Genomic DNA, 18,144 nt, shown 5'->3' with positions numbered 1-18,144 from the left:
CAGCGAATGCGCAGGTCAGAGCGATTGTCAGTGGGTGCCCGTACCGTCGCAGACATGAATCCGCAGGGGGAACGCTGGACGGCGGAGCAGGTGCTGGCCCTGGCTCCTGACGCCACGTCACGCACGGCGGGCGGCAAGCTCGCCGCGGCCGGCAAGTGGTCGGGGGCGGGCGCGCACGGGCGGGCGGTGTGGGGGCTGTGCTCGGGCAGCGGCAGCAAGCCGTACCAGACGGTGGTCGATCTGAACGGGCCGGGATATCGGTGCAGTTGCCCGAGCCGGAAGTTCCCGTGCAAGCACGCGCTGGGTCTGCTGCTGTTGTGGACGTCCGGCGAGGGGGGCGTGCCCGCGGGCGGGGAGCCGCCGGAGTGGGCCGGGCAGTGGCTCGGCGACCGGCGGGAGCGGGCCGAAAAGCTCGCCGCCGGAGCCCGGGACGGGGGCCCAGGCCCCGGCGGCGGGACGGGGGACGGCGCGGGGAAAGGGGGGAGCGGAGCCGCGGCCGATCCGGAGGCGGCGCGCCGCCGCGCCGAGCGGCGGACCCAGCGCATCGCCGCGGGCGCCACGGAGCTGGAGCGGCGGCTCGCCGATCTGCTCCGCGACGGTCTGGCCTCCGCCGACCGCGCCGGGTACGGGGCGTGGGACGAGACGGCCGCGCGGATGATCGACGCCCAGGCACCGGGTCTTGAGGCGCGGGTGCGGGAGCTGACCGCGATTCCGTCGTCCGGTCCGGGGTGGCCTGCCCGGTTGCTGGAGGAGTGCGCGCTGGCCCACCTGCTCAACCAGGGCTTTCTCCATCTGGACGGCCTCCCGGAGAAGCTGGCCGCCACCACGCGCACCCGCGTGGGCCTCACGACACCGGTGGCCGAGCTGCTGGCGACGGAGGGGACGGTCCGGGACCGCTGGCTGGTCCTGGGCCGTCAGGACGGGACGGACGGCAGGCTGACCACGCGCCGGATCTGGCTGCGGGGCGAGCGTACGCACCGTATGGCGCTGCTGCTCTCGTTCAGCGCCCCCGGCCAGTCCCCCGAGCTCGCACTGCCCGTCGGCCTGGTGCTCGACGCCGATCTCGCGTATTACCCAGCGGCCCGGCCGCTGCGGGCGGCGATCGGCCCCCGGCACGAGGGGGCGGCGGAGGCGGCGCCTCCCGTGGCGCCTCCGGCTGCTGAGGGGTGCGAGGTACCTGGGGCCCCCGAGGGGTGCGATGTCGAGACCGCGCTGGCGGCCTATGGGGCGGCGCTCGGGGAGGATCCGTGGCTGGACGGCTGGCCGGTGGTTCTCACCGATGTGGTGCCCGTCCCGGGGGACGACGGATGGCAGCTGGCGGACGAGCGGAGCGGTTCGGCGCTGCCCGTCGATCCGCGCTGCGCGTGGCGCACCGATCTGTGGCAGCTGATGGCGATATCCGGCGGTGGCCCAGTCACGGTCTTCGGTGAGTGCGGCCATCGCGGCTTCTCCCCCATCACGACCTGGGATCCGACCGCCGTCTCGCTCATCGGCACGGCAGCGCAGGGAGGCACCCGTTGACCATTACGACGCCCGTCGCGTCCAGCACGTCCACCGCACCCACCGCGCCCACCGCACCCTGGGACGATCTCGTCGCGGCCGCGCTGCTCGGCACCGAGCGGCGCACCCCGCCCGTGGTGCCGCGCCCCGGGCAGGACGTTCCGTCCGCCCTGCTGGACGCGGCCGCGCTCAGCACGGTACGGCGGCGGGCCGGGCTGCGGCCCGCGCCCGCGCGGCCGGGGCCGGACCGGGCGCCCGAGGATCCGCGGCCTGCGCTGCCCGCGGCCGCCCGCAGCAGGCTGGCGCTGCTGCTCGCCGACCGTTCGGCGCCGGGGCGCGGCGGTTCGCGCTCCGCGCCCGACCTCGCCGAGCTGCTGCCGCAGTGGCTCGCGCTCGCCAATCACCACAGCTATCGCGTGCCGGACGCGCTGCTTCCGGCGCTGCTCGACGCGGCCCGCGCCCGCACCGATCTGCGGGCCGAGGCGCTGACGCTGGGCGGGCCGCGTGCGCTGTGGCTGGCCCGGCTCAACCCGGACTGGAAGTTCGCGCTGCGGGGCACGGCGGGCCGGGCGTCCGCATCGCTCCCGGAGCCGCCCGGGGCGGCCACCGCACCGGACGAGGAACAGCGGCTGTGGGGGGAGGGGCTGTTCGCCGAGCGGGTGTCGCTGCTGGCGGCGGCCCGTCACCGCGACCCGGCGGCGGGGCTGGCACTGCTCAGCGGCACCTGGTCGACCGAGCGCGCCGAGGACCGGCTGATGTTCCTGGACTCGCTGCGCGACGATCTCTCCCCGTCCGATGAGCCGTTCCTCGAACAGTCGCTGTCCGACCGCAGCCGGAACGTCCGGGCGACCGCCGCCGAGCTGCTCTCCGCACTCCCCGACTCGGCGCTCGCCGCACGCATGGCCGAGCGGTCGCGGGGCTGTGTGTCGCTGACCGCGGATGAGCCGACCGCTGATGGGCTGACCGCCAAGGGATCGACCGGCGACGGGCTGACCGGCAAGGGGCCGACCGGCGACGGGCTGACCGGCGAGGGGCCAACCGGCGACGGGCTGACCGCCGACGGCCTTACCGCCAAGGGGCCGACCGGCTACGGCCTTACCGACAAGAGACCGACCGGCGACGGGCCGACCCCCAAGGGGCCGACCGGCGACGGGCTGACCCCCAAGGGGCCGACCGGCGACGGGCTGACCGCCGACGAGCTGGCGGCCTCCGAACGGACACCCCGGATAGCCGTCCGCCCGCCGGACGAGTGCGACAGCGGAATGCAGCGCGACGGCGTCGTGCCCAAGCCGCCCTCCGGCCGGGGGGAACGGTCCTGGTGGCTGGGCCAGTTGGTGGAAGCGACCCCGCTGGACCGCTGGACCGAGTGGTTCGGCGGACGGGGCCCCGCCGAGATCGTGGCGCTGCCCGTCGCGGACGGCTGGCAGGCGGACCTCCACGCGGCCTGGTGCCGGGCCGCGGTGCGGCAGCGCAGCGCCGAGTGGTGCCGTGCGCTGCTCGGTACCCCGGCGGTCGCGCCGGTCACCGCCGGGGAGGCGGCCCCCGCCGCCTGGCGGGACCCGGCGAAGCTGCTCTCCGCACTGCCCGCCCGGGAACGGGCGGAGTGGGTCGCCGAGTTCATCGCGTCCCACGGGCTGTCCGACGCCTTCCGGCTGCTCGGGGTGTGCGCGGTGCCCTGGGCCGAGCCGCTGGGCCGGGCCGTCGTCGACGCCCTGGACATCGCCCGCGACGCGGGCAGCTACCCCTGGAGCTTCAGCGGCGTCATGGGCCTGGCCGAGCGCTGCCTGGACCCGACCCAGGCGGACCGCCTCGAAGTGCTGACGGCGATACCGGACGAGAGAGAGGGAGCGGCCCCGGGAGCCGGAGGCTACTGGGCGGAGGCATTCCAACGTCTGGTCGGCACGCTCCGGCTAAGAGAAGCGATGCGAGCAGAGCTCGACCCGAGCTGACCTTGACCCGGACCGGCCTCCGGCTCGGGGGACGCCCTGGGCTCGGGGCGTGCCCGGGGCCGGTTGGTCCGGCGTCCGGACGTCCGCCCCACGGCGCCGATGGAGCGACGCGCTCCGGGGCGTGGATGTCCCGGGCTCCGGCCGGGCTCCGGCACCCCGGCTTGGCTCAGGGCCCGGACCTCAGACCCGGGTCGAGAACAGTGCGGCAGGCCTCGGGGCGAGAGCAGTGCGGCGGGTCAGGCGGCTACCGGGCGAACGTTTTTGCGGACCCAGTCGACGATGGCTGTCGTGGTCGCGCCCGGGGTGAAGATCTCGGCGACGCCCTGTTCCTTGAGCGGGGGGATGTCCGCCTCGGGGATGATCCCGCCGCCGAAGACCTTGATGTCCTCCGCGTCGCGCTCCCGCAGCAGCTCCAGCACCTTGGCGAACAGGGTCATATGGGCACCGGACAGGATGGACAGCCCGATCGCGTCGGCGTCCTCCTGGATCGCGGTGTCGACGATCTGCTCGGGGGTCTGGTGGAGCCCGGTGTAGATGACCTCCATGCCCGCGTCGCGCAGTGCCCGCGCGATCACCTTCGCCCCACGGTCATGGCCGTCCAGCCCCGGCTTGGCCACCACTACACGGATAGGACCGGTCACACCCATCGCAGCCTCCAAGCCGTCGCGCCCTCGCCTACCTCGACGTGAACGAACGTTATCTCCAGCATCCCCTACCCGGCAGTTTCGCGGCGCGCAGCGAGGGGGAAATCACACGTGGGACACGTTCACTGAAGGCCGCACCCGTACCTGCATCCGCATCCGCATCCGCGCGCATCGCACACCGCGCATCGCGCATCCGCCGCGCGGACGCCGCATACGCTCGGGCCGGCCACATCAGGGGAGCCGCAGCGGGGACCGTCGCACCGCGCAGCGCCGCCGCGAGCCGCATGGCGCCGCGGTGCGACGGGCGGTCCTGCGTCATGGGGTCACAGCGCCATTCATCGTGCGGTGCCGGGCATCGGGCCACCGCGCGGCCGAAGTCGTCGCCCTGACCGGGACCCATGACCACGACCGGCACGAACGAAGCGAACGGCTGCCCATGAGGGCATTCGGGGGGAGCCTCCAGCCGCCTCTCGTGCGCCGCATCGCGGGAGGTCGGCCGCCATGGGCCTCATACACAGCCAAAACAACCAGAACAACCAGAGCAACCAGAACACCCAGAGCGTCCAGAGCATCCGGAACGCCCAGCACATCCGGGCCATCGCCCTCGACCTGGCACTGCTCGCCGGGCATCTGCTGCTCTACCCGACCGGGCTGCGGCAGGAGCGCCCACCCGGTACGGCGCCGCGCCTCCCCATGGACAGCCCGGCCCACCGACCCGTTCTGCTTCTCCACGGCTTCATCGACAATCGGTCCGTCTTCACCCCACTGCGCCGCTCGCTCGGCCGCCACGGCCGTCAGCACATCGAAGCGCTCAACTACTCGCCGCTGCTGTGCGACCTCCGTACCGCCGCCGCGCTGCTCGGCCGCCATGTCGAGGAGGTCTGCGCCCGTACCGGCCACGGCCAGGTGGACGTCATCGGGCACAGCCTGGGCGGCCTGATCGCCCGTTACTACGTCCAGCGCCTCCGCGGGGACGCCCACGTCCACACCCTGGTGACGCTCGGCACCCCGCACAGCGGCACACGTATCGCACCCCTGTTGTCCGTACATCCACTCGTGCGTCAGATGTGCCCGGACTCCTCGGTGATAACGGAGTTGCGGCAGCCTGCCCCCGATTGCCGTACGCGATTCATCGCTTTCTGGAGCGATGTGGATCAGTTGATGATCCCGAAGGAGACGGCCCGGATAGACCATCCGGATGTGATCTCCCAGAACATCCGCGTCAACGGAATCGGACATCTCGCCCTGGCGGTGCATTCCTCCGTGGCCGCCCGCATCCGCGAGGCCCTGGACGCCGCCGACGAGGCGCCCGCGGGCGCCTCCAGCGCGGTTCCCGATGGTTCAGAAGCCTCGGAATTGCCGAACGTCAATCGAACATCCGACCAAGGAAGCACGTACAGTCAGCCGAAAGACGACCAAATGCCCTTTGCCGAGATGCTCAAAACTCACGGAAGATTGTCGCTGCCGCGTACTGCCGGGTACAGTCGCCGCTAATTCTCCTGCAGCCGAGGCGAAAGAGAAGTGGTGGTGAACGACCGTCACCCGTCGGGGGCCTCTCCGACCGTCCCCGCTCCCGACGCCTCGTATCCGTACGACGAGGCTTACGGTCAACGGCAGGACACAGCGCACGGCTACGTCGGGTACGACGGGTACGACGGGTACTCCACCGGCAACTTCGCCCACCTGGCCACCGCCTATGGGGACGGTGACCCGCTCTACGGCGACAGCGATCCGCTCTTCGGTGCGCTTCCGGGCGCCTATGACGGCGGGCAGGGCGCCCACAGCGGTCAGTACGACGCCTCGCAGTGGGCCACGGTCGACCAGCACCACCAGACCGGGTCGTACGCCACCGGCCACTACGACACGGCCCATTACGACTCCGGCGCCTACGACACCACCGCTATGTGGGCCGCCTCCGGCTATCACCTGCCGACCGGCATCCCCGCCCAGCAGGACGCCGAGACCGGCGCCCAGTGGGATATCGGCGCCTGGGACACGGGCGCCACCGGCCATACCGAGATGCCGGATCAGTGGGGCCACGGCGCGGGGTACGAGGCCGGGGCGTACACCTCAGGCGTGGACACCGGTCAGACCCAGGTCTGGGACACCTCCGTCTACGGGACCGTGGACGAGGCGCGGTACGACAATTCGGGGCTGAACCATCCGGGCTTCGACCAGCAGGGGGTCGACCAGCAGGGCTTCGACCAGCACTCCGGCTTCAATCAGCCCGAGCACGAGCCCAACGCCTACGACCAGACCGCCGCGTTCGAACAGGCCGTCATCCCCGAGCAGCCCGGCGCGTTCGAGCACACCGCCGTCTTCGAGCACACCGCCGTCTTCGAGCCGGTCGACGAGCCCGACCAGCCGTACGGCCCCGGCCCCGGCCCCGGCCCCGGCCCCGAAGCGGAACCTGAACCCGAGGCGGCGGTCATGCGGGAATCCGCCCCCTCCCCTCGCCGGGAGGCGAACCGCGGCCGCCGCCGTACCACCTCGGCCCGCCCCAAGCGCTCCGCGCTCCTCACCGTCGCCGTCCCCTCCGTCTGCGCCCTGGGCGTCACCGCCGTGGCCGCCGCCTCGGTCAGCGGCGTGGGAAGCGACAAGAAGGACGAGTCCACCACTCAGGCCGCCCCCGACACCGCGGCGGCCCCCGTGAAGCCCTCCGTCGCCAACAGCAAGCTGGACTCCCAGCTCGCCGGGGTCCGGGAGGGCGCCGACGACTTCCGCGACCGCGCCAGCCGCACCCAGGAGCGAATCGACCTCCAGGCGCGCCAGGCCGCCGAGAAGAAGCGCAAGGCGGCCGAGGCGGCGCGCAAGGAAGCGCTGCGGCCGAAGTTCGCGCTGCCCGTCGCCCAGCACGGCCTGAGCGCCCAGTTCGGCCAGGCCGGTATCAACTGGATGTCGGTGCACACCGGCATCGACTTCCCGGTGAGCTACGGGACGCCCGTGATGGCCGCCACCGACGGCACCGTAAAGACGCAGTGGAACGACGCCTACGGCAATATGGTCATTCTGACCAGCCCGGACGGCACCGAGACCTGGTACTGCCACCTCAGCAGCGCCAAGATCCGCTCCGGGACCGTCAAGGCCGGGGACACCATCGCGTACTCCGGGAACTCCGGTAACTCCACGGGCCCGCATCTGCACTTCGAGGTCCACCCCGGCGGTGGCGCGGCCATCGACCCGCTGCCCTGGCTGCGCGGCAAGGGCCTCGACCCGACCTGATCCGGCAGGGCCGCCGACAGCCCCGCTGTAGCGCGCCCACCGGCGCGCTACAGCCTCGGCGTCCAGCCCCGGCCGGCCCCCGCTACAGCTTCTCCACCGGTGCGTACCGCAGCAGCAGCCGCTTCGGCTTCTCGTCGCCGAAGTCGATCGTCGCCTCCGCGTTGTCCCCACTGCCCTTGACCGCCACCACCGTGCCGAGCCCGAACGAGTCATGGGTGACCCGGTCGCCGATGGCCAGGGCGACCACCGGGCGCTCCTTGGCCCGCCGGGTGGCGAACCCACTGCCGCCGGTGCGCGAACGCGACGTCGACATACCGGACGACAGCCCCGACGGCGGGGTCGAGGCGATGCCGCCCATGGACGCGGACGGGGTGGCGGGCCCGGTGCGCCGCCAGCGCACATACTGGTCCGGGATCTCCTCCAGGAAGCGGGACGGCGGGTTGTACGCGGGCTGTCCCCAGGCGCTGCGCATCGTCGAGCGGGTCAGGTAGAGCCGCTCGCGGGCCCGGGTGATGCCGACATAGGCCAGCCGCCGCTCCTCCTCCAGCTCCTTGGTCTGGCCGAGCGCCCGCATGTGCGGGAAGACGCCGTCCTCCATGCCGCTGAGGAAGACGACCGGGAACTCCAGGCCCTTCGCCGTGTGCAGGGTCATCAGCGTGATCACGCCCGAGCCGTCGGTGTCCTCGTCGGGGATCTGGTCGGAGTCGGCGACGAGCGCGACCTGCTCCAGGAAGTCCGCGAGGGTGCCGGGGTTCTCCTCGCCGCGGTCCTGCTCGAACTCCAGGGCCACGGCGGCGAGCTCCTGGAGGTTCTCGATCCGGGTCTCGTCCTGCGGATCGGTGGACGCCTGGAGCTCGGCCAGATAGCCGGTGCGCTCCAGCACCGCCTCCAGGACGGTGGCCGGGCCCGCCCCGGACTCCACGATGGTGTGCAGCTCCTCCATGAGCGTGTTGAACCGCTTGACGGCGTTGGCCGAGCGGGCCGCCATGCCGTACGCCTCGTCGACCCGGCGCAGCGCCTGCGGGAAGGTGATCTTCTCGCGCAGCGACAGCGCGTCGATCATGGCCTCCGCGCGCTCCCCGATGCCGCGCTTGGGCACGTTCAGGATCCGGCGGAGCGGGACGGAGTCCTCGGGGTTGGCCAGCACCCGCAGATACGCGAGGACGTCCCGGACCTCCTTGCGCTCGTAGAAGCGCACACCGCCGACGACCTTGTACGGCAGCCCGACGCGGATGAAGATTTCCTCGAAGACACGGGACTGGGCGTTGGTGCGGTAGAAGACCGCCACGTCCCCGGCCTTGGCGTCGCCCGCGTCCGTCAGCCGGTCGATCTCGTCGGCGACGAACTGGGCCTCGTCGTGCTCGGTGTCGGCCACATAGCCGGTGATCTCGGCCCCGGCGCCGGCGTCCGTCCACAGGTTCTTCGGGCGGCGGTTCTCATTGCGCTCGATGACCGCGTTGGCAGCGCTCAGGATGGTCTGGGTCGAGCGGTAGTTCCGCTCGAGGAGGATCGTCCGCGCGGTGGGGTAGTCCTCCTCGAACTGGAGGATGTTACGGATCGTGGCGCCCCGGAAGGCGTAGATCGACTGGTCGGCGTCGCCGACCACGCACAGCTCGGCGGCCGTGGTCTCCTCGGTGTCGGTGCCCACCAGCTCGCGCACGAGTGTGTACTGCGCGTGGTTGGTGTCCTGGTACTCGTCCACCAGGACGTGCCGGAAGCGGCGGCGGTAGTGCTCGGCGACGTCCGGGAACGCCTGGAGCAGATTGACCGTGGTCATGATGATGTCGTCGAAGTCCAGCGCGTTGGCCTCGCGCAGCCGCGCCTGGTACATCACATACGCCTCGGCCAGCGTCTTCTCAAAACCGTCCGATGCCTGCCCGGCGAAGGTCTCCTCGTCGATCAGCTCGTTCTTGAGGTTGGAGATCTTGGCGCTGAAGGACTTCGGCGGGAACCGCTTGGGGTCGAGATCCAGATCCCGGCAGACCAGCGACATCAGCCGCTTGGAGTCGGCCGCGTCGTAGATCGAGAACGACGAGGTGAAGCCCAGCTTCTTCGACTCCCGGCGCAGGATGCGGACGCAGGCGCTGTGGAAGGTGGACACCCACATCGCCTTGGCCCGCGGGCCGACGAGCTCCTCGACGCGCTCCTTCATCTCGCCCGCCGCCTTGTTGGTGAAGGTGATGGCGAGGATCTGGCCGGGGTGGGTGCCGCGGGCGCCGAGCAGATAGGCGATGCGGTGGGTGAGCACCCGGGTCTTGCCGGAGCCGGCGCCCGCGACGATCAGCAGCGGCGAGCCGGTGTGCTCCACGGCGGCCCTCTGCTGCTCGTTCAACCCCTCGAGCAGGGCGGACGGGTCCACGGCGGGCCGGGCCGCGCCGTCCCGGTAGTGGGCCTCCCGGTGCACGGGCGCGTCGAAATCGCCGCTGAAGAGGTGATGCGGCACGTCCTCGGCACCACCGTGGCCAGGGTGCGCCGAATCCTCGGGCGGCGGTGGCCGCTCCTCGTCCGGAGAAGGCCCGAGGTCCGCCAGGAAGCTGTCGTCAAAGAGGCTGCTCATCGCTCCCCGAGTCTAGGCCGCCCCACTGACAGCCGACGCCCGAACATCACGAAACGGTTTCGGGCAAAACGGCTACCAGTCTTCACAGGAGCCCCACGTGTTGGCTACCGTCCTGCGTCAGGCGGCCCGGAAGATCCGTCGGCGAACCACGTCGGCACGGGCGGCCTCCGCCGAGTCCGTTACGCCGTGAGGCGCCCGGAGCCGGGGACCCGCCCTCCTGGCCCCTTCGGGGAGGAGGGGCCCTCGCAACACCGGGGTGAATCGGCCCGACCGGTATGGCACGCGAGTGCCGTCCGGACACGGCCGTAGGGCAACCTTCCGAACCGCCCGAACCCGACAGCTAACCCGGTAGGCGGTCCACGGAAGGAGTCGCCTCCCTTGGCGTCGCACCGCAAGCCGCGGAGCCGAATACCCGCCCCGCTCACCGGGTACAGCCGCCGTACGGCCGTCGGGTTCACCACGGCCGCCCTCGCATCCGTCACCCTCCTCTCCCAGTCGGCCAACGCCGCGCCCACCGATCCCAAGCCGGCCGCCCAGTCGATCGAGAAGGTGAAGGAGAAGGTCGACACCCTCTACCACCAGGCGGAGACCGCCACCCAGCGCTACAACGCCGCCAAGGAGCGCACCGACCAGCAGCGGGCCAAGGTCGACAAGCTGCTGGACTCCGTCGCCCAGCGCACCGAGAAGCTCAACGAGGCGCGGCGCATGCTCGGCACCTACGCCACCGCCCAGTACCGCGACGGCGGAATGGCCCGCTCCGCCGCGACCCTGCTGTTCTCCAACGATCCGCAGGACGTCTTCGACCAGTCGCATCTGATGGACCGGATGACCGGCCGGCAGAAGCAGGCCGTCGACGACTTCCAGAAGCAGCGGGTGAAGGCCGCCAAGGAGCGCGGTAAGGCCGGCGAGAGCCTCGCCTCGCTGACCGCGTCCCAGAAGCAGCTGAAGGTCCAGAAGAAGACCGTCCAGGGCAAGCTGACCGAGGCCCGGCGGCTGCTGGCGAATCTGACCGCCAAGGAGAAGGCACGGCTGGCGGCGATCGAGAAGAAGAAGGCGGAAGAGGCCCGCCGTAAGGCCGCCGAGCTGGCCGAGAAGCAGCGGCAGGAGGCGGCCGCGCGCAAGAAGCAGCAGGAGCAGAACGCGGACGGCTCCGGTTCGACGGCGCCCTCCACGCCCTCTGTCCCGGCCAACAGCTCCAAGGCGGCCCAGGCCATCGCCTTCGCCAAGGCGCAGCTCGGCAAGCCGTACGTCTGGGGCGCCACCGGGCCCAGTTCCTTCGACTGCTCGGGGCTGACGCAGGCGGCCTGGAAGTCCGCCGGGATCTCGCTGCCGCGCACCACCTGGGACCAGGTGAAGGCCGGTACGCGCGTCTCGACGTCCCAACTCCAGCCGGGCGACCTCGTCTTCTTCTACGACGACATCAGCCATGTCGGCCTCTACGTCGGCGACGGGATGATGATCCACGCGCCGAAGCCGGGCGATGTGGTGAAGAAGGCGCCGATCACGGAGATGCCGATCTACGGGAGCGTGCGGCCCTCGTAGGGCCCTGACCCCGACGATGCCGCTGCCCGGGGCCGGACCCCGGGCAGCGGCATCGTCTCGGCTCAGCGGCGCCGTCAGCGCCTCGCGGCGCCGTCGGTGGCTCAGGTGCCGGGCTTGCGCCCGTAGACGTACACGTCGTCGCCGTTCTTCAGCAGGCTCCAGTACTTCTTGGCGTCGCCCTTACGCATGTTGACGCAGCCATGGGAGCCGGGCGGCGACCATACGCTGCCGGCGATCGAGTGAAACGCCTGGCCGCCGTCGAAGAACTGGCTGTAGGGCATGGCGACCTTGTAGAGCGTCGACCAGTGGTCGATGTTCCGCCAGTAGACCTTCTTCAGCCCGGTGCGGGTCTCGAAGCCGTCCCGCCCGGACCGCACCGGCACCGGTCCGTAGACCAGCCGGGAGCCGTCCTGGACCCAGCTCAGCTGGCGGGTGAGGTCCACGCAGGCGATACGGCCCTTGTTGGTGGGGCACTTCCTCGCCGCGTTCGGATTGTGCCCGGCGGCCTTCTGGGCGCTGATGAGGCTCATCACGCCGGAGGTGATCGGGCCCGCGTAGCCGATCGTCGGACTGATGCCGTGGTCGATCTGGAACTTCTGGATCGCGAGACAGTCCGCCCGCGACTGCCGCCCGTCCACGGGACGGCCCAGGAACCGCTCGGCCTGCTTCTGGTACGGCCCCGCGGTGGTCGTGCACGACGACGCGGCCATGCTCACCGGTGTCACCGTGCCGGCCGACCGGCCCAGCGGCCGTGCCTGAGCCTGCGCCGGACCGGCGACGGCCACCGCGAGCGGCATCGCCATCCCCGCCAGTCCCAGCGCGACGCCCATGCGCCGCCTATGACTTCTGACTGCCCCCACTACCCCCATTGGCCACTCCTCTCGACTGCCTCGCTCTTTACTAAGACAGCTCGCGAGTGCAAACGGTTGCCTCGGGATCGTGTCGCAATTGCCTTGGGATTACCCCCAGAACATTAGTTCGTCAGGTCCACAGCACGGCGATGAAGATGTTTGCCGTTGTCAAGGCACCCACCGCGCCGAAGGCGGCCGACTCTACCTTCTCCTCGTCGCGCTTCACATAGACCAGGCCGAGGATTACGACCAATAGCGCCAGCTTTATACCGATTTTGACGGTATTGACGCTGTTGTCGTCCGCCTGATTGAGCCCGACCAGCGCCACGCCGGTCACCAGCATGGTCAGCGCGCCGTGCAGCATCGCCGGGATCATCCGGGCCTCGCCCGCCCGCGCGGCTTTGAGCTGCGCGAAGAAGCCACCGAGCAGCGCGCCGATGCCGACGATGTGGAGGCCGACGAACACGTGAATGAGTACGTCCATGGCTCCGGAGACTAGCCGCGCGCATATCATCGCCCGGCACTCGGGTGGGGCCCTATCACCGCTTCGATCACGGCCGCCCCACACTCCCCACCACCCCACTCGCCGGGCGATCAGCAGTCGTCACGGGATCGACGAAATCCGTGCACTCCCGTTCAACCCCCCGCACGGCCCCCACTTTCCGGCCTAGCTTCCTCCTCCAGGTGGCAGTCCGCTTCCCGTCAACCGAGGGTCCCCGCCTCATGGCGGACTGCCACCTGCCCGTCCGCTCCCCACAAGGGTCCAGGATCTGCCGAATGTCCTGGATTGCCCAAACTGGCTTGCCCAAGAAAGACCAGGTGAACCGCCGCAGTGGCGTCGCACAGGAAGCCCAAGCAGCGCTCGCTCACCAGCAGCACCGCCCGCGCGGCCGCGCTCCTCGCCCTCACCGGCGCCGCGTCCGCCACCCTCCTCGACGGCACCGGGCACGCCGAGAACCGCCTCACCCCCGCTCAGGTCAAGGCGAAGGTCGATGAGTACCAGCGGGAGGCCGAGGAGGCCACCGAGAAGTACAACGGCGCGAGGGAGAAGGCCGACAGGGCCCGCCGGACGCTGGAGGCGCTGCGCGACCAGGCCGCGCGCCGCACCACCCGGCTCAACACCGCGCGCAACGCCCTCGGGGCCTTCGCCACCGCCCAGTACCGCTCGGGGACGATCGCCCCCGCCCTCCAGCTCGCCCTGTCCTCCTCCCCCGACCAGTACCTGCAGCGCGCCTCGCTCGCCGAGCGCGCGGGGAGCCGCCAGGCCGCCCTGATCGCCACCATCGGCCGCCAGGAGCGGAAATTACGCCAGGTCCGCGGCGAGGCGGCCGACCGCCTCGCCGCTCTGCGCGCCTCCCGGACGACCGCCGCCCACCACAAGCGGACCGTCCAGGAGAAGCTCGCCGCCGCCGATCGCCTCCTCGACCGGCTGACCCTCGAGCAGCGGCAGCGCCTCCTGGCGGCGCGGGGCGGCGACAAGGCCGCCGACTCCCTCGCCCCCGCCGCGGGCCGCGCCGCCCGCGCCGTCACCTACGCGTACGCGGCCCTCGGCAAGCCGTACGTGTGGGGCGCCACCGGCCCCCACGGCTATGACTGCTCGGGGCTCACCCAGGCCGCCTGGCGCGCCGCCGGGGTCGCCCTGCCCCGCACCACCTACACCCAGATCAACGCCGGACAGCGCGTCACCCGCGATCAACTGGCCCCCGGGGACCTGGTCTTCTTCTACTCCGGGATCAGCCATGTCGGCCTCTACATCGGCGGCGGCCGCATGATCCACGCCCCGCACCCCGGGGCCCCGGTCCGGTTGGCCTCCGTGGCGGACATGCCCTTCGCGGGGGCGGCCCGCCCGGCGTAGCGGTCCCCCGGTCCCGGCCTGGTGACACAAGGCAGACTGGCCGCATGCCACGCGAAGCCGAAATCGGGCCCGAACCCTCCGTCGTGCTGTCGGGGTACGGCCCGGTGGGCCGGGCCTACGCCGAGCGGCTGATCGGCGGCGCGCTGCCGCTGCGGCTCGCCGCCGTGCGCACCAGCGCGGCCGAGGGGCTGCCGCCGGAGCCGCGCACCGGCTGGGGCCCGCTGCCGCCGCTCGCCGAAACCCTGGAGCGTACGGGGGCGGCGGTACTGGCCCAGGCCGTGCCGTCGTCCCCTGCGGTGCGTGAACAGGCCGCCGCGGACGCGCTGTCGGCCCTGCGCCGAGGCGTCCATGTGGTGACCGCCACCAAGAGCCATCTGCTCAGCCACTGGGGCGAGCTGGGCCGGGCGGCGGCCGAGGGCGGCAGCCGCATCCGGATCTCGGGCGCCACCGGAGCCGCCCTCCCCACCGCCGACCTCGCGCGGATCGGGGTACGCGGCCTCGGCTGCCGTACGCTGCGCGCCTGCCCCAACGGCACCGCGACCTTCGTCCTGGACCGGCTCGTGGACGGCGACGCGCTGCCCGACGCGGTCGCGGAGGCCCAGCGGCGCGGTATCGCCGAGGCCGACCCGACGGCCGACCTCTCCGGCGCCGACGCGGCCGTGAAGGTACGGCTGTTGGCGGCGCTGCTGTGGGGGTGGGACGCGACGGCCGTAAGGACGGAGGTCGGCCTGGGGATCGACGCCGGGACGGCGGAGACGGCCCGTACGGCCGCCGCGCGGGGCCGCCGTCTGCGGTCGGTCGCGACCGCGACCGCCGATGAACCCCTCGTCGTGCGTGTCGCGTTGGAGGAGACGGAACCGGGCGACCCGCTGTATGCCCTCAGGGGCCCCGAGAAGGCCGCCGTCTACGGCTGCCCCGAGGCGGGCGACATCACGGTGAGCGGCGGCCGCTCCAGCCCCCTGGGCGCGGCGCTCGCCATGGTGAAGGACACGCTGGATGTGGCGGGGCCGGTGGGTTACGGGTTCGCCTGAGCGGCGGTCTGTCGACGGAGGGGGAGGCGGAGGGGGTGACGGCGCTCTGTCGGCGGGGTACGGGGGATGACGGCGCTCTGTCGGCGTGGCGTCGGTGGCGACCGTAAGGCTGACACGCGTTCAACGTGAGCCCCATGGGGCACCGTCCCCGCCCTTACGAACGCAAGGAGCCCCCGCATGCCTTCCGCGGCCCCGACCGAATCCCCGACCGAGCGGTGGGATGTCCACAGCCTTCCACGGGCCGACGGACAGACCTTTCTGGTGACCGGAGGCAACGCTGGGATCGGGTACTTCGTCGCCGAACAGCTCGCCGGTACGGGAGCCACCGTCGTCCTCGGCAGCCGCGACCCGGGCAGGGCGGACGCAGCCGTGGCCTCGATCCGCTCCCGGGTCCCCGGCGCCCGGGTGCGTCATATCCCGCTGGACCTCGCCGATCTACCGTCGCTCGAAGCCTCCGCGGAAGCGCTGGGATCGGGCCGCCTGGACGCGGTCGTCCACAACGCGGGGGTGAAGTTCGACCAGCCGCCCCGCCGGGAGACCGGGGACGGCCATGAGGCGATGTTCGGCATCAACCACCTCGGGCACTTCGCGCTGACCCACTGGCTGGCACCACTGCTCACGGCCGCCCCCGAGGGCCGGGTCATCACCACGGGCAGCTTCGTGGCCACGTCCGAACGGCTGGATCTGGACGACCTCGAGAGCACCCGCGACTACGAGCCCGAGCGCACCTATGGGCGCTCGAAACTGGCCCAGATGCTCTTCGGTTTCGAACTCGACCGACGGCTGAGGGCGGTCGGCAGCACGGTGCGGAGCGTGGTCACCCACCCCGGCGGCGCGCTCGACTCCCTCACCCCGTCCCGCCCGCCCCTGCACGTCCGCACACCCGGCGAACGGCTGCGGGGTCTGCCCGCCGGAATCCTCGTCCAGGGCAAGGACGCGGCCGCCTGGCCCGCCGTACGAGCGGTCCTCGACCCGTCCATCACCGGCGGCGAACTATGGACCCCGCGCCACTTCGCCCTTCGCGGCACCCCCCGCCGCCGCCCCGTCCGAGGTCATCTGGCGGACGCGGAAGTCGCGGCCCACCTGTGGTCGGCAAGCCGCGACCTGACGGGGCTCGAACCGCGGTTCGGCCCGGCGTGAGGCCCGGCGCGAGGCTGGGCGTGCGGCCCGGCGTGCGGCTGGGCGATCAGGGCGCGTAGTCCTCGCGACCCGCGGTCTCAGGCCCGGCTGCCGCCGTCCACGCGGAGGACCACGCCCGTCACATAGGAGGCGCGGTCGCTGAGGAGCCAGGCCGCGGCCTGGGCGATCTCGTCGGGGGCGGCGGCGCGGCGGAGTGGGGCGTGGGTGGTGATGCGCTCGACGATGCCCGGGGAATCCTCCTCCCATGCGCGGATCATCTCGGTGAGGGTGGCTCCGGGCGCGATGGCGTTGACGCGGATGCCCTCCGGGCCGTACGTGACGGCGGCGGACTCGGTGAGGCTGTTGACCGCGCGCTTCATGGCGCCGTAGGCGGGGAGTTCGGGGTTGCCCATGAGGCTGCCGACGCTGGAGTTGTTGACGATGGCGCCGGTTCCGGCGGTGGCGCGGATGGCGGCGACCTCGGCGTTCATGGCCAGCCAGGGGCCCCGGAGGTTGACGGCGTAGACATGGTCGAAGTCGGCCTGCGGCAGCTGGTCCATCGGGCCCGGCTGCTGGACCGTCGCGCCGTTGTTGAAGGCCACGTCGAGCCTGCCGTACAGCTCCACGGTCCGGTCGACGGCGGCGCGGACGCTCGTCGCGTCGGCCAGGTCGCACACCACGTGATCGGCGGTGCCGCCGGCCGCGCGGATCTCCTCGGTGACCGTCTTGAGCTCGGCCTCCGTACGGGCCGCCAGCAGCACCCGGGCGCCCTCCCGGGCGAAGAGGCGGGCCGCGGCGGCGCCGATGCCGCGCCCGGCGCCGGTGATGAAGGCGACCTTGCCCGCCAGGAGCCCGGCGGTCGGGGTGAGGGGCGAGGCTTCGAGAGTGGTGTTCGGTGTGTCGTTCATGCTTCCGAGACTGCTGCGGGCGCCGGGGCCCAACCAGGCACCGGCTGTACCTGGCTGAGCCTCCGGCCGTCCGCGCACACTGAAGGCGTGGACAGACGAGAGCTGGCGGCGTTCCTGCGCAGCCGACGTGAGCGGATCACGCCCGCCGATGTGGGGCTGCCCGCCGGGACGCGGCGCCGGACGCCGGGGCTGCGGCGCGAGGAGGTGGCGCAGCTGGCGTTCATCTCGACCGAGTACTACACGCGGCTGGAGCAGGCCCGCGCCCCGCGCCCGTCCCGCGAGGTGCTGACCGGGCTGGCCCGCGCCCTGCGGCTGGGCGACATCGAGCGCGATCATCTGCACCATCTCGCGGGCGCCCCTCCGGGCCCGCCGGCCGGGCCCTCCCGCGAGGTGCGGCCGAGTATCGCGAACCTGCTGCGGCGGCTGCCGAACGCGGCGGCGATCGTGCTCTCCGCGACATATGAGGTGATCGCCTGGAACGATCTGGCCGCCGCCCTCATGGAGGACTTCTCCGCCCTCTCGCGCCGCGACCGCAACTTCGTCCGCCGCGCCTTCCTCGGGCCGCACCCGGACGGGCGGCGGCTGTACGGGGTGTCGGACGCGGACGAGTTCGCCCAGACCTCGGCCCAGGGGCTGCGCGCCGCGGCCGCCCGCTACCCGGAGGACCCCGAGGTGACCGAGCTGGTGGCCGAGCTGCGCTCGAGGAGCGAGGAGTTCGCCCGGCTGTGGGAGTCCCACGATGTGTCCGCCCAGCCCACTCTGTGCAAGACGCTGCACCATCCGCTCGTCGGGCCCATCACCGTCAACTGCGATGTGCTGGACATCGCCGACCGGGATCAGCGGGTGATCATCTACACCGCCGACCCCGGCTCACCGGCCGAGGAGGCGCTGCGGCTGCTGTCGGTCGTCGGCACGCAGCGGATGGGGGTGCCGGGCTGACCCGCCGCGCCGTCCGTTCCGCTCCTG

The 18,144-nt window shown here is 72.2% G+C and carries 13 protein-coding genes, 1 pseudogene and 1 riboswitch; of the genes and pseudogenes, 9 read left to right on the top strand and 5 right to left on the bottom strand.

Going from position 1 to position 18,144, the window contains the following annotated elements:
* Positions 1-54 precede the first annotated feature (54 nt).
* Entirely contained in the window at positions 55-1,521 is a 1,467-nt protein-coding gene (locus J2Z30_RS27245; RefSeq protein WP_044573837.1) for an SWIM zinc finger family protein, read from the top strand.
* The gene (locus J2Z30_RS27240; RefSeq protein WP_245388478.1) at positions 1,518-3,449 is read left to right on the top strand and encodes a DUF5691 domain-containing protein; all 1,932 of its coding nucleotides are present in this window, start codon (positions 1,518-1,520) and stop codon (positions 3,447-3,449) included. Before J2Z30_RS27245 ends, J2Z30_RS27240 begins: the two co-directional genes overlap by 4 nt.
* Before the next feature lie 236 nt (positions 3,450-3,685).
* On the opposite strand, the gene icmB is transcribed toward J2Z30_RS27240, so the two are convergent.
* On the bottom strand, positions 3,686-4,096 hold the full coding sequence (gene icmB, locus J2Z30_RS27235; RefSeq protein WP_044573834.1) for a coenzyme B12-dependent isobutyryl CoA mutase small subunit: 411 nt from the start codon (positions 4,094-4,096) through the stop codon (positions 3,686-3,688).
* Between the two features lie 567 nt (positions 4,097-4,663).
* Here icmB and J2Z30_RS27230 point away from each other — a divergent pair.
* Together J2Z30_RS27230 and J2Z30_RS27225 are read left to right on the top strand one after the other, a co-directional pair.
* A pseudogene (locus J2Z30_RS27230) lies at positions 4,664-5,425 on the top strand (lipase family alpha/beta hydrolase); the annotation flags it as partial.
* A 192-nt stretch (positions 5,426-5,617) separates the two neighbouring features.
* On the top strand, positions 5,618-7,315 hold the full coding sequence (locus tag J2Z30_RS27225; RefSeq protein ID WP_372453308.1) for a M23 family metallopeptidase: 1,698 nt from the start codon (positions 5,618-5,620) through the stop codon (positions 7,313-7,315).
* A gap of 82 nt (positions 7,316-7,397) precedes the next feature.
* Here the strand turns inward: J2Z30_RS27225 and pcrA are convergent, their stop codons facing one another.
* On the bottom strand, positions 7,398-9,872 hold the full coding sequence (gene pcrA, locus J2Z30_RS27220; RefSeq protein ID WP_044573830.1) for a DNA helicase PcrA: 2,475 nt from the start codon (positions 9,870-9,872) through the stop codon (positions 7,398-7,400).
* A 158-nt stretch (positions 9,873-10,030) separates the two neighbouring features.
* A riboswitch (cyclic di-AMP (ydaO/yuaA leader) is annotated at positions 10,031-10,242 on the top strand.
* Positions 10,243-10,250: 8 nt separating this feature from the next.
* Between pcrA and J2Z30_RS27215 the strand changes: the two genes are divergently transcribed.
* Positions 10,251-11,414: a C40 family peptidase gene (locus J2Z30_RS27215; RefSeq protein WP_044573828.1), complete on the top strand. Its 1,164-nt coding sequence runs from the start codon at positions 10,251-10,253 to the stop codon at positions 11,412-11,414.
* A 101-nt stretch (positions 11,415-11,515) separates the two neighbouring features.
* Here J2Z30_RS27215 and J2Z30_RS27210 read toward each other — a convergent pair whose 3' ends face one another.
* Both J2Z30_RS27210 and J2Z30_RS27205 read right to left on the bottom strand, forming a co-directional pair.
* Positions 11,516-12,283 (bottom strand): L,D-transpeptidase, encoded by a 768-nt coding sequence (locus tag J2Z30_RS27210; RefSeq protein ID WP_044573825.1) that lies wholly within the window; start codon positions 12,281-12,283, stop codon positions 11,516-11,518.
* A 112-nt stretch (positions 12,284-12,395) separates the two neighbouring features.
* Positions 12,396-12,749: a hypothetical protein gene (locus J2Z30_RS27205; RefSeq protein WP_044573822.1), complete on the bottom strand. Its 354-nt coding sequence runs from the start codon at positions 12,747-12,749 to the stop codon at positions 12,396-12,398.
* Between the two features lie 348 nt (positions 12,750-13,097).
* Here J2Z30_RS27205 and J2Z30_RS27200 point away from each other — a divergent pair, with 348 nt between their 5' ends.
* The 3 genes from J2Z30_RS27200 (at position 13,098) to J2Z30_RS27190 (ending at position 16,291) form a co-directional block, all read left to right on the top strand.
* On the top strand, positions 13,098-14,120 hold the full coding sequence (locus tag J2Z30_RS27200) for a C40 family peptidase (protein WP_044573819.1): 1,023 nt from the start codon (positions 13,098-13,100) through the stop codon (positions 14,118-14,120).
* Between the two features lie 44 nt (positions 14,121-14,164).
* Positions 14,165-15,151 carry a homoserine dehydrogenase gene (locus J2Z30_RS27195; RefSeq protein ID WP_044573818.1) on the top strand — a complete coding sequence of 329 codons (987 nt, stop codon included), beginning with the start codon at positions 14,165-14,167 and terminating at the stop codon, positions 15,149-15,151.
* A 177-nt stretch (positions 15,152-15,328) separates the two neighbouring features.
* The gene (locus tag J2Z30_RS27190; protein WP_044573815.1) at positions 15,329-16,291 is read left to right on the top strand and encodes an SDR family NAD(P)-dependent oxidoreductase; all 963 of its coding nucleotides are present in this window, start codon (positions 15,329-15,331) and stop codon (positions 16,289-16,291) included.
* Between the two features lie 77 nt (positions 16,292-16,368).
* Here J2Z30_RS27190 and J2Z30_RS27185 read toward each other — a convergent pair whose 3' ends face one another.
* Complete coding sequence (locus J2Z30_RS27185) at positions 16,369-17,178, bottom strand: SDR family NAD(P)-dependent oxidoreductase (protein ID WP_044573812.1); 810 nt, start codon at positions 17,176-17,178, stop codon at positions 16,369-16,371.
* Positions 17,179-17,265: 87 nt separating this feature from the next.
* Between J2Z30_RS27185 and J2Z30_RS27180 the strand changes: the two genes are divergently transcribed.
* The gene (locus tag J2Z30_RS27180; protein WP_044573808.1) at positions 17,266-18,117 is read left to right on the top strand and encodes a helix-turn-helix transcriptional regulator; all 852 of its coding nucleotides are present in this window, start codon (positions 17,266-17,268) and stop codon (positions 18,115-18,117) included.
* Positions 18,118-18,144 lie beyond the last annotated feature (27 nt).

The sequence above is a fragment of the Streptomyces iranensis genome, assembly GCF_017874715.1.
GTDB lineage: Bacteria > Actinomycetota > Actinomycetes > Streptomycetales > Streptomycetaceae > Streptomyces > Streptomyces iranensis.
The sequence above is the reverse complement of the archived record's forward strand: the minus strand, read 5'-3'. Positions and strand labels throughout refer to the sequence as shown.

What these genes read in the sequence shown, in the direction of transcription:
- J2Z30_RS27245 (WP_044573837.1), top strand. Translation starts at nt 55, where the DNA reads ATGAATCCGCAGGGGGAACGCTGGACGGCGGAGCAGGTGCTGGCCCTG.
- icmB (WP_044573834.1), bottom strand. Translation starts at nt 4,096, where the DNA reads ATGGGTGTGACCGGTCCTATCCGTGTAGTGGTGGCCAAGCCGGGGCTG.
- pcrA (WP_044573830.1), bottom strand. Translation starts at nt 9,872, where the DNA reads ATGAGCAGCCTCTTTGACGACAGCTTCCTGGCGGACCTCGGGCCTTCT.
- J2Z30_RS27210 (WP_044573825.1), bottom strand. Translation starts at nt 12,283, where the DNA reads ATGGGGGTAGTGGGGGCAGTCAGAAGTCATAGGCGGCGCATGGGCGTC.
- J2Z30_RS27205 (WP_044573822.1), bottom strand. Translation starts at nt 12,749, where the DNA reads ATGGACGTACTCATTCACGTGTTCGTCGGCCTCCACATCGTCGGCATC.
- J2Z30_RS27195 (WP_044573818.1), top strand. Translation starts at nt 14,165, where the DNA reads ATGCCACGCGAAGCCGAAATCGGGCCCGAACCCTCCGTCGTGCTGTCG.
- J2Z30_RS27190 (WP_044573815.1), top strand. Translation starts at nt 15,329, where the DNA reads ATGCCTTCCGCGGCCCCGACCGAATCCCCGACCGAGCGGTGGGATGTC.
- J2Z30_RS27185 (WP_044573812.1), bottom strand. Translation starts at nt 17,178, where the DNA reads ATGAACGACACACCGAACACCACTCTCGAAGCCTCGCCCCTCACCCCG.